The sequence below is a fragment of the Cognatundibacterium crateris genome, from assembly GCF_010078235.1.
Classification (GTDB): Bacteria; Pseudomonadota; Gammaproteobacteria; order Burkholderiales; family Burkholderiaceae_D; genus Undibacterium; species Undibacterium crateris.
Genome location: NZ_JAABOS010000002.1, coordinates 585,920 through 598,716, shown reverse-complemented (window position 1 = coordinate 598,716; position 12,797 = coordinate 585,920). Strand labels below are relative to the sequence as shown.

Below are 12,797 nucleotides of genomic sequence, written 5' to 3'. Positions count from 1 at the left end.
ATGGCATTCGGTAAAAAATTTGATAAAAGCAAATTGAAGCAAAAGCGTCAGCAACAAAATCCTTTGTTCAAGCGTAAAAAATTCTGCCGCTTCACAGCAGCACACGTAGAAAAAGTGGACTACAAAGACGTAGACACTCTGAAAGATTTCGTACAAGAAAACGGCAAGATTATGCCTGCACGTTTGACAGGTACTAAAGCACTGTACCAGCGTCAAGTTGACACAGCGATCAAGCGCGCACGCTACTTAGCGTTGTTGCCTTACACTGATCTGCACACAGCGTAATTGACGACCAAGTATTAGGAGAAAAATATGCAAGTTATTCTGATGGATAAAGTCGTTAATCTCGGCAACCTGGGTGATGTAGTTCGTGTAAAAGACGGTTATGCACGTAACTTCCTGATTCCACAACGTATGGCACGTCGTGCTACTGCAGCTGCTATCGCTGAATTTGAAGCGAAGCGTGCAGATCTGGAAAAAGCTGCTGCTGAGAAATTGGCTGCTGCACAGGCTCAAGGCGAAAAACTGGAAGGTTCTACCGTTCAAGTTGCTCAAAAAGCAGGTGTTGATGGTCGTTTGTTTGGTTCCGTAACTAACTTCGACATCGCTGAAGCCCTGGCAAAACAAGGTTTCACAGTTGAAAAATCACAAGTGCGTCTGCCACAAGGCCCACTGAAAGTAGTTGGCGAGCACGCAGTATCTGTTGCATTGCATACAGACGTTGTTGTGAACGTGACTATCTCTGTTGTTGCTGAACAAGCTTAAGCTTCGTTCGCTTCCTAAAAAGCCGGGTTTAACCCGGCTTTTTTATTTTCTGCAAATAAATAATTTATACAATTTTAGCTTTGTTGTTATGTATACAAAGCGCAAATCGGGCTGTTTTGTGTTGTTTGGGAAATTGATTTAGCAGGTATAATGCGCGCCATGAAAGCAGCTTCTGACCCACAACTTGACGCGCTACGCGTACCTCCTCATTCCATCGAAGCAGAGCAATCTGTGCTTGGTGGTTTGTTGCTCGACAACGCGGCATGGGACCGTATTGCCGACTTCATCAGTGAAGAGGATTTCTATCGCTATGACCACAGGATTATTTTCCAATGCATGGTCAAACTGATCAACAGTTCCCGTCCGGCCGATGTAATCACCGTCTATGAAGCGCTGAGCGTGCAAGGAAAGGCGGAAGAGGCCGGTGGTCTGACCTATTTGAATGCCTTGGCGCAAAATACTCCCTCGGCAGCAAATATCCGGCGTTATGCTGAGATTGTGCGTGATCGTGGTGTATTGCGGAAATTGATCACTGTTTCCGATGAAATTGCAGGCAATGCCTTTAATCCTCAGGGCAAAGAAGTTAAGCAAATGCTGGATGAGGCGGAATCAAAAATTTTCGCTATTGCAGAAGAAGGTGCGCGCGGAGCACAGGGGTTTCAGGCGATTCAGCCTTTGCTCACACAAGTGGTTGAGCGGATTGATGAGCTGTATAACCGTGACAATCAGAATGATATTACCGGTGTCCCGACTGGATTTGTCGATCTGGATAAGATGACTTCAGGTTTGCAGCCTGGTGATCTGGTGATTGTTGCTGGTCGTCCTTCGATGGGTAAGACCGCGTTTTCCCTGAATATTGGTGAGAATGTGGCCATTGACAGCGGTTTGCCGGTTGCTGTGTTTTCCATGGAGATGGGCGGCGCACAGTTAGCGATGCGTATGCTGGGCTCGGTTGGACGTCTTGATCAAAGCCGTTTGCGTATCGGTAAGCTGTCGGATGAAGATTGGCCTAAACTGACGCACGCGATTCAAAAAATGAACGAAGCGCAGTTGTATATCGATGAAACGCCGGCATTGAGCTCGATAGAATTGCGTGCCCGTTCCAGGCGTTTGGCGCGCCAGTGCGGTAAGCTGGGTTTGATTATCGTCGACTACTTACAACTGATGTCGGCCAACGTGGCGGGTGAGAACCGGGCCACAGAAATTTCTGAAATTTCCCGAAACCTGAAAGGTCTGGCCAAGGAACTGAATTGCCCTGTGATTGCCTTGTCGCAGCTGAACCGCTCGCTGGAGCAGCGTCCAAATAAGCGTCCGGTCATGTCGGATTTGCGTGAATCAGGCGCTATTGAGCAGGATGCGGACGTGATCATGTTTATTTACCGTGATCAGGTCTATAACCCTGATTCTCCTGATAAGGGTACGGCGGAAATCATTATCGGTAAACAGCGTAACGGCCCGATAGGCAGCGTGCGCTTAACCTTCCTGGGTGAGTACACCAAGTTTGATAATTACGTGGGTTCCTTGTCTATTTACGGAGACAGCGAGTCCTGATGTAGCTGTGCATCATGTAAAGATGCACGGGTTGTGTTTTTTGTGTTTTTTGTTTTCGACCAATTGAATCCATGAAATTGGTTCTTGTAATTTTCTATTTTCAGTGAGAAAAAAATGTTTGGACGTTTGATGCCTACCGAAGGCAAATTCTTTGAGCTTTTCAACCAGCACGCTGATTTGTGTGTCAAAGGTTCTAAAGAAATGCTGGCTTTGATGACCAATTTCGACGATCTCGAAAACCGTGTTCATGCGATAGAAGGTATAGAAAAACAAGCTGATGCGGTGACTTACAATACCATCGAGTTACTGCATAAGACATTTATCACGCCGATAGACCGCGATGATATTCATAAACTCATCACACGCATGGATGATATTCTGGATTTGTTGGAAGATGCAGGACAAACCATCTCCCTGTACGACATCCGCGAAATCACGCCAGAAGCCAAGCGCCTGGCTGAACTGTGCCTTGCTTGTGCTGAAAAAGTCAAAGCAGCGGTGGGCCTGTTGCATAACATGAACAATTCGCGCGAAATTCTGACGATTTGTGAAGAAATCGACAGGCTGGAATCGGATGCGGATCATGTGATGCGCGCAGCGATGTCCAAGCTGTTCCGCGACGAACCTGATGTGCGCAATCTGATCAAACTCAAAGCGATCTACGAGATTCTGGAAACTGTGACTGACCGTTGCGAAGACGTTGCGAATATCATCGAAGGCATTATTGTAGAGAACGCGTAATTTTTCCTCTTGGATTGTGTTTGACCGATCAGCCTGCGGGCTGATCAAGATTGATTGATCGGGGCCGGTAGTTTTTGCCGGCGCTATATAGAGCAGATAGAGCAGAGTAAATTTCATGCAAACTTTACAAATTAGCATTTATGTCATCGCAGGCTTGGTCGTGCTGGCATTGCTATTTGATTTTATGAACGGCTTTCACGATGCAGCGAATGCGATCGCAACTGTCGTTTCAACCGGTGTTTTGAAGCCGCAAACCGCGGTGGCGATGGCGGCCTTTTTTAATGTCTTAGCGATCGTTGCTTTTCCGTTGACGGTGGCAGCTACCGTTGGTAAGGGAACTATACAGCCTTGGGCTATTGATCACTATGTGATTTTTGGTGCTTTGGTCGGAGCCATTTTCTGGAATTTGGTGACCTGGTATTTTGGTATTCCATCTTCATCCTCGCATGCACTGATTGGTGGCATGGTCGGAGCTGCTGTTGCCAAGTCTGGTACATCCGCCCTGGTTTCTGCTGGATTGTGGAAAATCATCAGCTTCATCGTGCTATCTCCTTTGCTCGGTTTCCTGCTGGGTTCTCTGATGATGTTGCTGGTCTCCTGGCTATTCGTACGTTCCACACCGATGAAGGTCGATAAATGGTTCCGTCGTCTGCAACTGGTGTCGGCGTCCATGTATAGTCTGGGACATGGTGGTAATGATGCGCAAAAAACCATGGGTATCATCTGGATGTTGCTGATTGCTGGTGGGTATTCCAGTACGCATGACGCGATGCCACCGATGTGGGTGATCTTGTCTTGCTATGCGGCGATAGGTATGGGTACTTTGTTTGGTGGCTGGCGTATCGTGAAAACCATGGGTCAGAAAATCACCAAGCTGAAACCTGTTGGTGGCTTCTGTGCTGAAACTGGCGGTGCGATTACCTTGTTCATTGCAACCGCGATGGGTATTCCAGTGTCAACCACGCATACGATTACCGGTGCGATTGTTGGCGTAGGCTCTTCACAAAAAATGTCGGCAGTACGTTGGGGTGTTGCGGGCAATATTGTGTGGGCCTGGGTGCTGACGATACCTGCATCTGCGTTTGTCGCAGCGATCGCCTGGTGGATAGGTAAGCAAATTCTGTAATAAAAAAACCGGAGTCAAATCCGGTTTTTTTATGTCTGCTTACCTGGTGGGGGAGGGTGTCACATTTGTTTGAACAGATGTACAAAGCTCCTGCTGACTTCCAGCTTTTCAGTGGACCCCTTAATCTGCACCAGATGGCGTCCGCGCAGATCTCGCACCACGCCTGAAATGGCTTTAGCATTGACTAGCGTGGAGCGGTGAATTTGCCAGAACAGTGCTGGATCCAGTTCTTCAGCCAGGTCGCGCACGGGCTTTCTGATCAGTGCCTCATAGTTACTGGTTTGTACCCGGGTGTATTTCTCATCTGACTGGAAAAACAAAATTTCTTCTACCGGGATCAGGCGCAGCTCCTGACCTATCGATGCCTGTATCCACTGCAGATAAGCCGGTTTGCTGGCAATGCCCATTTGCTTCGCCAGTTGTCCGAGTAGCTGACTCATGTCCGCAGGCTGAGTCTGTGTCTGTAAGCGTGCTTTGAGGCGTTCTATGGTCTTGCCCAGGCGCTCCAGATCTGCAGGCTTTAAGACATAATCGACTGCACCATGCTCAAAGGCCTGAATCGCATACTGATCATAGGCTGTGATGAATACGATGTGGGTCTGGTTACCTATCTCTTTGGCTGCTTCAAGGCCAGTCTTAATCGGCATACGGATATCGAGAAACACCAGGTCAGGGCGATGTTGAGCGACTAGCTGTATCGCTTCTTCACCATTTTTTGCTTCGTCCAGTATCTGTAATTCAGGCCAGGCTTGTTCCAGGCGCGACCGTAACTGGTCGCGCATCAATCGTTCGTCATCGGCAATAATCGCGGTTGGCATAGGCTATTCAATGGGCTAATTCGTAAGGAATTTCTATCGTGACACAGACACCGCTAGGCTGGTTAGGGGTAATGATCATCTGTGCTTTTTCTTTATACAATAATTTCAAGCGTTCGCGGATATTTTGTAATCCCAGCCCAGTGCCATTGCTGGGCATAGCGCCAAAGCCCAGGCCATCATCGGTCACAGAGACACGCAATTTACTATGAGCGACCTCAACCCGGAACTGGATAGTGCCACCTTCTGCCTTGCATTCCAGGCCGTGCTTGATGGCGTTTTCTACCAGTGATTGCAGCATCATGGGTGGGAAGGAGGCGCTTCTTAAACCTTCCGGCATGACAAAGTCTATGTTCAGACGTTCCTCCATGCGCATTTTCAGCAGATCCAGATAGGATTTGATCATATCTGCTTCGCGCCCCAGATTAGTGGTGGAGGCGTTTTCCCGCATTTGTGGCAACACCGCACGCAAGTAGCTGATCAGGCAGCGCTGCATGGCTGCTGCACGCGGTGGATCTGTTTCTATCAGGTGTTCCACCGAGGCCAGGGTGTTAAATAAAAAGTGCGGTTCAACTTGCGCCTGCATCATCTGCATTTGCGCTTCACTTACCTGGCGCAGCAGCGATTCCCGTTCTGCTGCGAGTCCTGCTTCTTTAGCTTTTTCTTCCGCGCGCACCTTGCCGCCCATCAGAATCTTCATGCCAAACAGACCGAAGATGGCCAGCAGCACAAAATTGGCGAACCATTTTGATGAGGTTTTCTTATAGCTTCTGACTTCTTCATCGGCGGCATCGGCGACTGCATTATTGATTTCATTGCTGATCTCACGCGCGACTTCTGGCGGCAACTTAATATGGATATCGTCGCCAGTCCTGATTTCATGCGCTCCCGGTTGTACCGGCGCTGCAGGAGTTGCAGGTGCTGCCGGCATGCCAGATGAATTGATCGTTCCTGGTTCAGTCAAAACTCTGATCCCATTTTCGTCAATTTCTATCTGTTTACCTTTGCCATCATTGCCGGGCTTGCGGATGCGGATGCCGGTCTCGTCTATATCGATATTGGCATCGCCTTCTATGGTGTGTGAATTCTTTTTACTTTTCTTACTTGGACTTTTGCTGACAACAATGTTCTCTTCAGACGTGAATATGGTGTCTTGCAGGATGGCACCTGCAGCCATGAGCAGAATCGCAAAAATGAAGAACTTCCACCAGGATAGCTGTGTTACCCATGCGGCAGTTTTATCAAAGCTGCGGCTCAGCCAGCCACTGAAATCGCTGAGTAATGTTTTAAGCGTGTCTGCTGTGTTTGGATTCATGATTTACTCTCTTCTAAAGGCGCGCGTCTATCCTGCATCAGGATTTCCGGTGCTAAGCAACTTAGCTATTCTCTACTCTAGAGAAATGTAAGTTGCTTTGCCACGAGATTGCGATAGGGAGTAAAAATCCGGGGATAGAATGCCAATCAGAGAAACTCCGTCGCATGTAATGCACAGAGTCAGCTTTGATTTAAGCTCAGATTTTGCGGCTGGACGCGTTGCTGCAGCCAGGCGCGCAAGTCTTGCTGGGTCAGTGGTTTTGCATAGAAATAGCCTTGTGCGAGGAAGCATCCGTATTCTTGCAGGGTGTTGGCCTGCATCTGGTTTTCTACGCCCTCAGCAATGATGGTCAGGCCCAGATTCTGACCTAACTGGACGATCATTTTGGCGATACTGCCTTCACTGGCATCTTGCTGAATATCATTGACAAACGCGCGGTCTATCTTGAGTTTGTCGACATCCAGTTTTTGCAGGTGACTCAACGATGAAAATCCGGTTCCGAAATCATCAATCGAGATGTTGACCCCGAGTTGCTTAATCTGATGCAGTGTTTTGATTAGCAAGTCCGGATCTTTCATCGCCATGGATTCGGTGATTTCCAGCTCCACAAATTCAGGTGGTGCCTTGGTGTCCTGCAGTGCTTTGTGCAGGGATTGCATAAACAAAGGATGCGAAAACTGTGCTTGCGAGACATTGATCGCCATTTGAAATTCTGTGTATCCCATGCTGCGCAGATGAACCAGTTCATACAAGGCGCTGCGCAGCACCCATTCGCCGATGTCGACGATCAGGCCAGAATATTCAGCGATAGGGATGAACTGATCCGGAGGAATAAATTTCCCCTCGTCGGTACGCCAGCGCAACAGCGCTTCCGCACCCAAGGCTTTACCAGTACGCATGTCTATCTGTGGCTGGTACACCAGGAACAGACGCTCATGTTCAAACGCAGCGCGTAAAGCGTGCATCAGCAGAACCCGTTCCCGGATTTCGACCCCCATGCTGCGGGTAAAGTATTCATAACCGCCGCGTTGATTGGTCTTCGCACGTTTGAGTGCAATATTGGTGTCTTTTAAAGCTTCAGAGCCATCACCTTCATAGTCGCCGAGTTTGATCAGACCTATCGTCGCCGACAACTGCACGTCCTGATGATCGACTTGGAAAGGTGTAGTAAAGAGTTTGAGTATTGTATCTGGATTGACCAGATCCTGATCGCCCAGTAGCGCAAACGTGTCGCTGCCGACCCTTGCCAATTGACATTGTGTGCCGAAGTGGTTGAACAGTCGCTGTGCCACCGCATACAGAAGTAAATCGCCGAACTGATGTCCCAGGGCGTCATTGGTTTCCGCAAAGTGGTCGATGTCGATCAGTGACAGCGCACTTTTTTCTTTGAGCGGCGAACTCAGGGTTTCGTTTAATGTCTGCAGTAACTTAAGGCGATTCGCTAAGCCGGTCAGCAAATCATAAAAAGCATAGTTATGCAGACGTGAATTCAAAATCACATTGTCCAGGCCGACCGAAACGTTACCGCAAAAAACCTCAAGCAGGCGCCTGTCCATTTCGTTCAGTTGTAGCCCGTTTTCAAGAAACAGCGTGAAGTCTTTTTTCTCTGCATTATTGAAATACAGCGCGGTCATGTCCGCTTCATAAATACTCTGCTTGCTGCTCAGCGAGCGGCTGACCAGGCTCAGCACGCTGGGTCGGTCTAAATCGGCCAGCGATCTGTCCACCAGATGGGACATGCCAGCCGTAGATGCGATGATGCGCAGATCGTTGACCGTATTTTCATCACCAAGCGGGTTTTGCCGCGCACAGACAAATCCCTCCGTATCCAGATTAAGTAACCCGGTAATTTGTGTTAAAACGCCGGAGGCAAAATTTTGCAGACCATGTTTTGCCATCAGTTCTGTGCTGGCATTGATGATCATTTCCAGGCCGCGGCGGCTGGCACTGATGGAGCAAATCTGTTCGTAGGAGCGGATGGCGGAGGTGACGGCGGTATAGAGTTTGGTACGCGTTAACTCGGATTTTGTTTTGTAGTCGTTAATATCATAATCGCGAATGGCGTCAATTTCTGGCGCGTATCCTGGCTGGCCGGTGCGAAGAATGATGCGAACGTCAGCCAGTTGCAGGGTTTTTCTGATGTAATTGACTAACTGCAGGCCGGCATCTTCATGCTCCATCACCACATCAAGCAAAATGATGGCGATGTCTTTTTCTCTTTGCAGAATTTCCCTTGCCTCTGCAGCGGAATAGGCATGGACAAAACTCAGGGGGCGATGTTGTATTTCCAGGCTGCCCAAAGCAAAAGTCGTCGCGGAATGGACATCAGGATCATCATCGATAATCATGATTCTCCAGCTCGCCTGGGTCTGCGACGCTGCCGAAAACTCATCGTGATCTGGTTCATCAAGGAAAACCAGGTCGTCTTCGGTAGATTGAATCGGTGAATTCATCGGAAATACAGCTCCATACTGGACGTTTTTTTGTGTTGGACGGTTGAAATCATTCCTTGCGGAACTATGACATTAAAAACGATGCCAGCCAAGTCTTAAGTTTTTTTATTTGGCAATAATAAAACACTCTATATGTCTGAGTGGCCTCAATTGTTGAATTATTTTGAATTTGCTAACGACCAGTCAGTGTTTTCCAGAGTTTGCCTGCATGCTGGATTCCGGAACACTGTTAGAATGCCCCATCTATCCTACTAACCTGAACTGCAAAAGAATTATGTCTGGTAATACATTTGGAACCCTGTTTACGGTAACTACCTTTGGTGAATCGCATGGTCCGGCGATTGGTTGTGTGGTGGATGGTTGTCCACCGGGGCTGGAATTGTCCGAGGCTGACATACAGCTGGAGCTGGACCGGCGCAAGCCAGGTACTTCGCGCCATGTGACGCAGCGGCAGGAGCCGGATACGGTAGAAATTTTGTCCGGTGTGTATCAAGGTAAAACAACCGGAACCCCGATTGCGCTGCTGATACGGAATCAGGATCAACGTAGTAAGGACTATGGCAACATCACTGAGACTTTCCGCCCGGGGCATGCTGATTTTACCTACTGGAATAAGTACGGTATCCGCGATCCGCGCGGTGGCGGGCGTTCATCGGCGCGCCTGACTGCACCCGTGGTTGGTGCTGCAGCGATTGCAAAAAAATGGCTGAAACTCAAGTTCGGTACTGAGTTTAAAGGTGGTATGACGCAACTTGGTGATATCGCCATTCCGCTGGAATCCTGGGAGCATACAGCTGCCAATCCTTTTTTTGCACCGACTGCAGATCAGACCTTGATTACACGTCTGGAAGATTACATGGATGCCTTGCGTAAGGATGGTGATTCTATCGGCGCAAAAATTGATGTGGTGGCGCAGAATGTACCAGTGGGACTTGGGGAGCCGATCTACGATAAGCTGGATGCTGAAATCGCCTACGCCATGATGGGTATCAACGCGGTCAAGGGTGTGGAGATCGGTGCCGGGTTTCGCTGTGTGGCGCAAAAAGGCTCTGAGCATGGTGATGAACTCACACCTGACGGCTTTTTGTCGAATAACGCGGGTGGTATTTTGGGCGGCATCTCAACTGGCCAGGACATCACTGTATCGATCGCGATTAAGCCGACTTCATCGATACGAACCCCGCGTCGCTCGGTGGATAAGGATGGCAATCCCGTCATGGTGGAGACTTTTGGGCGACATGATCCCTGTGTTGGTATCCGTGCTACGCCAATTGCAGAGGCAATGCTGGCACTGGTGCTGATGGATCATGTGCTGCGTCATCGTGCTCAATGCGGCGATGTCGTCTGAGACTGACAGGGTTGCCTAAGGCCTGGTTGTCTGTCTGGCCGTGGACTAAGCGTCTAACGGCCCCGTTCATCCTGATGCCTGCTACCTGATACTGGTGCAGGCATTGCTGGCGCCAGCCAGATTTTTGGCCAGATTTCTCATTGCTTTCCTCATCTGATATCCCCGCAGTTTGTTCGGTAGGTTTTCATTGCGAAATATTGAACGGAATTTGCGCGCAGTCCTGGAAAAATACCATTCAATATTTGGCATATAAGCTAATAGCTGATTTTTATATTGAATTTCCTTGCACCATTTTGGCTGCTTTTTTGGTTCCGCATCGCACAATTGTGGCATAATCAAATGCGAAAAAAATGTAAGTCCACTCTTCTTTATCATCTTTACACTCTCTATTTAGAACACACTTCAGGCTTCAGATTATGCTCAAAACGCTCTATGACAAATTATGGGAATCTCACCTTGTTCATTCCGAGGATGATGGCACTGCAATCCTATACATAGATCGTCATTTGCTACATGAAGTCACTAGTCCTCAGGCTTTCGAAGGTTTGAAACTGGCTGAACGTCAGCCATGGCGTAATGCGGCTAATCTGGTCGTGGCCGATCATAATGTGCCGACCACCAATCGTGCCGGTGGCATAGAAGATCCGGTTTCACGGCTGCAGGTGGAAACGCTGGATGCGAATGCGCGCCAGTACGGCCTGACTTATTTCGGAATGAATGACAAGCGTCAGGGCATCGTGCATGTGATCGGACCTGAGCAAGGTGCAACGCTACCCGGCATGACGGTCGTATGCGGTGACTCGCATACTTCCACTCATGGTGCGTTTGGCTGTCTGGCGCATGGTATCGGTACCTCAGAAGTGGAACACGTGCTGGCAACCCAGACACTGATCGCCAAAAAATCCAAATCGATGCTGGTGCAGGTTGACGGTGTCCTGTCTAAGGGCGTTACCGCTAAAGACATCGTACTGGCAGTGATCGGTCGTATCGGTACTGCTGGCGGCACTGGCTATGCGATAGAGTTTGCCGGAACCGCAATCCGTGCTTTGTCGATGGAAGGCCGCATGACCATCTGTAATATGGCCATTGAAGCCGGTGCACGCGCCGGTATGGTCGCGGTTGATCAGACTACGATAGATTATGTACATGGTCGTCCATTCTCGCCGGTGGGTCCGCATTGGGATCGTGCGGTTGAGTACTGGAAAACGCTGCATTCCGATGCTGGCGCAAAATTTGATCTGGTCGTCACATTGAACGCAGCTGAAATCCTGCCGCAAGTGACTTGGGGCACGTCGCCGGAAATGGTGGTGGCTATCGATGCGCGCGTGCCTGATCCTGATCTGGAAAAAGATCCGGTCAAACGTGATGCGATAGAAAAAGCACTGGTTTATATGGCATTGAAGCCAAACACAGCGATTTCTGATATCCGGATTGATAAGGTCTTTATCGGTTCCTGCACCAATTCCCGTATCGAGGATTTGCGCGAAGCGGCTGCAGTGGTCAGAGGTAAATTCCGCGCCTCAAACGTCAAGCTGGCGATGGTTGTGCCTGGCTCGGGTTTAGTCAAAGAACAAGCTGAACGTGAAGGCCTGGATAAAATTTTCCGTGATGCTGGCTTTGAATGGCGCGAACCGGGATGTTCTATGTGTCTCGCGATGAATGCCGACCGGCTGGAACCGGGTGAGCGCTGCGCTTCCACTTCTAACCGCAATTTTGAAGGACGTCAGGGGCAGGGCGGTCGCACGCATCTGGTTTCTCCGGCGATGGCAGCTGCGGCTGGTATTGAGGGGCACTTTGTTGATGTGCGCCGCGTATCCTGATTCTGCAAAATAAGTAAAAGGAAATAGCATGAAAAAATTATTCGCTCTGATCCTCTGTGCTTGCACCCTGTCAGCTTGCAATACCGTGCAAGGTATTGGTAAGGATGTCAAAAAAGCCGGTGAGGCAGTTGAGAACGCAGCTAAAAAATAAGAAAAATACGACTGGTTAGCTATATGGAAAAATTCACTTTATTAAATGGCCTGGTCGCTCCTATGGACAGGGCGAATGTCGACACAGATGCGATCATTCCCAAGCAGTTCCTGAAGTCGATCAAACGTTCCGGTTTCGGTCCTAATCTGTTCGATGAATGGCGTTATCTCGATCACGGCGAACCGGGTATGGATAACAGCCAGCGTCCGCTGAATCCCGATTTTGTCCTGAATCAGCCACGCTATCAGGGCGCTTCGGTGCTGTTGGCGCGTAAAAATTTCGGCTGTGGCTCTTCACGTGAGCATGCGCCCTGGGCGCTGGAACAGTTCGGATTCAAGGTCATTATTGCGCCAAGTTTTGCAGATATTTTCTTTAATAACTGCTATAAAAATGGCTTGCTGCCAGTTGTGCTGAGTGAGGCGCAGGTGGATCAGTTATTCAATCAGGTCAAGGCTTTCCCTGGCTTCCATCTGGTGGTCGATTTGAGTCAGCAGATTGTGAGCACCACCGATGGCGCGCTCAGTTTCAATTTCGAGATAGATCCTTTCCGCAAATACTGCCTGATGAATGGTCTGGATGATATTGGGTTAACGCTGCGTCATGCAGACAAAATCCGCGCGTTTGAAGAACGTCATTTGCAAGCGCAGCCCTGGTTGCAAAACACTATTTAAACGGATTGGTATCCAGTCGCAGCATACAGTGCATGTCTGGT

Annotated in this window: 12 protein-coding genes; 9 read left to right on the top strand and 3 right to left on the bottom strand. The window is 49.1% G+C overall.

Annotation, left to right across the window (positions count from 1 at the left end; all coding sequences use genetic code 11):
* The 5 genes from rpsR (at position 1) to EYB48_RS06010 (ending at position 4,183) form a co-directional block, all read left to right on the top strand.
* Positions 1-285, top strand: a complete 285-nt coding sequence (gene rpsR / locus EYB48_RS06030) for a 30S ribosomal protein S18 (protein ID WP_162019384.1) — start codon at positions 1-3, stop codon at positions 283-285.
* Positions 286-312: 27 nt separating this feature from the next.
* Positions 313-765 carry a 50S ribosomal protein L9 gene (gene rplI, locus EYB48_RS06025; protein WP_162019383.1) on the top strand — a complete coding sequence of 151 codons (453 nt, stop codon included), beginning with the start codon at positions 313-315 and terminating at the stop codon, positions 763-765.
* Positions 766-924: 159 nt separating this feature from the next.
* Positions 925-2,316, top strand: a complete 1,392-nt coding sequence (locus EYB48_RS06020) for a replicative DNA helicase (RefSeq protein WP_162019451.1) — start codon at positions 925-927, stop codon at positions 2,314-2,316.
* Between the two features lie 114 nt (positions 2,317-2,430).
* The gene (locus tag EYB48_RS06015; RefSeq protein WP_162019382.1) at positions 2,431-3,057 is read left to right on the top strand and encodes a DUF47 domain-containing protein; all 627 of its coding nucleotides are present in this window, start codon (positions 2,431-2,433) and stop codon (positions 3,055-3,057) included.
* A 115-nt stretch (positions 3,058-3,172) separates the two neighbouring features.
* On the top strand, positions 3,173-4,183 hold the full coding sequence (locus EYB48_RS06010) for an inorganic phosphate transporter (protein WP_162019381.1): 1,011 nt from the start codon (positions 3,173-3,175) through the stop codon (positions 4,181-4,183).
* A 59-nt stretch (positions 4,184-4,242) separates the two neighbouring features.
* On the opposite strand, the gene EYB48_RS06005 is transcribed toward EYB48_RS06010, so the two are convergent.
* The 3 genes from EYB48_RS06005 to EYB48_RS05995 form a co-directional block, all read right to left on the bottom strand.
* Positions 4,243-5,001 (bottom strand): LytR/AlgR family response regulator transcription factor, encoded by a 759-nt coding sequence (locus tag EYB48_RS06005; protein WP_162019380.1) that lies wholly within the window; start codon positions 4,999-5,001, stop codon positions 4,243-4,245.
* Positions 5,002-5,008: 7 nt separating this feature from the next.
* Positions 5,009-6,313: a sensor histidine kinase gene (locus EYB48_RS06000; protein WP_162019379.1), complete on the bottom strand. Its 1,305-nt coding sequence runs from the start codon at positions 6,311-6,313 to the stop codon at positions 5,009-5,011.
* A 179-nt stretch (positions 6,314-6,492) separates the two neighbouring features.
* A complete protein-coding gene (locus EYB48_RS05995) occupies positions 6,493-8,766 on the bottom strand; it encodes a bifunctional diguanylate cyclase/phosphodiesterase (protein ID WP_235934920.1) in 2,274 nt (757 codons plus the stop codon).
* A 274-nt stretch (positions 8,767-9,040) separates the two neighbouring features.
* Here EYB48_RS05995 and aroC point away from each other — a divergent pair, with 274 nt between their 5' ends.
* From aroC to leuD, 4 genes are all read left to right on the top strand, one after another.
* Complete coding sequence (gene aroC, locus EYB48_RS05990) at positions 9,041-10,114, top strand: chorismate synthase (RefSeq protein WP_162019378.1); 1,074 nt, start codon at positions 9,041-9,043, stop codon at positions 10,112-10,114.
* 416 nt (positions 10,115-10,530) lie between these two features.
* A complete protein-coding gene (gene leuC / locus EYB48_RS05985; RefSeq protein WP_162019377.1) occupies positions 10,531-11,934 on the top strand; it encodes a 3-isopropylmalate dehydratase large subunit in 1,404 nt (467 codons plus the stop codon).
* 28 nt (positions 11,935-11,962) lie between these two features.
* Positions 11,963-12,085 carry an entericidin A/B family lipoprotein gene (locus EYB48_RS05980; RefSeq protein ID WP_162019376.1) on the top strand — a complete coding sequence of 41 codons (123 nt, stop codon included), beginning with the start codon at positions 11,963-11,965 and terminating at the stop codon, positions 12,083-12,085.
* 23 nt (positions 12,086-12,108) lie between these two features.
* Positions 12,109-12,756 carry a 3-isopropylmalate dehydratase small subunit gene (leuD, locus tag EYB48_RS05975; RefSeq protein WP_162019375.1) on the top strand — a complete coding sequence of 216 codons (648 nt, stop codon included), beginning with the start codon at positions 12,109-12,111 and terminating at the stop codon, positions 12,754-12,756.
* The last annotated feature ends 41 nt before the right edge of the window (positions 12,757-12,797 follow it).

Coding starts and splice junctions, on each gene's coding strand:
- rpsR (WP_162019384.1), top strand. CDS start 1: ATGGCATTCGGTAAAAAATTTGATAAAAGCAAATTGAAGCAAAAGCGT.
- rplI (WP_162019383.1), top strand. CDS start 313: ATGCAAGTTATTCTGATGGATAAAGTCGTTAATCTCGGCAACCTGGGT.
- EYB48_RS06020 (WP_162019451.1), top strand. CDS start 925: ATGAAAGCAGCTTCTGACCCACAACTTGACGCGCTACGCGTACCTCCT.
- EYB48_RS06015 (WP_162019382.1), top strand. CDS start 2,431: ATGTTTGGACGTTTGATGCCTACCGAAGGCAAATTCTTTGAGCTTTTC.
- EYB48_RS06010 (WP_162019381.1), top strand. CDS start 3,173: ATGCAAACTTTACAAATTAGCATTTATGTCATCGCAGGCTTGGTCGTG.
- EYB48_RS06005 (WP_162019380.1), bottom strand. CDS start 5,001: ATGCCAACCGCGATTATTGCCGATGACGAACGATTGATGCGCGACCAG.
- EYB48_RS06000 (WP_162019379.1), bottom strand. CDS start 6,313: ATGAATCCAAACACAGCAGACACGCTTAAAACATTACTCAGCGATTTC.
- EYB48_RS05995 (WP_235934920.1), bottom strand. CDS start 8,766: ATGAATTCACCGATTCAATCTACCGAAGACGACCTGGTTTTCCTTGAT.
- aroC (WP_162019378.1), top strand. CDS start 9,041: ATGTCTGGTAATACATTTGGAACCCTGTTTACGGTAACTACCTTTGGT.
- leuC (WP_162019377.1), top strand. CDS start 10,531: ATGCTCAAAACGCTCTATGACAAATTATGGGAATCTCACCTTGTTCAT.
- EYB48_RS05980 (WP_162019376.1), top strand. CDS start 11,963: ATGAAAAAATTATTCGCTCTGATCCTCTGTGCTTGCACCCTGTCAGCT.
- leuD (WP_162019375.1), top strand. CDS start 12,109: ATGGAAAAATTCACTTTATTAAATGGCCTGGTCGCTCCTATGGACAGG.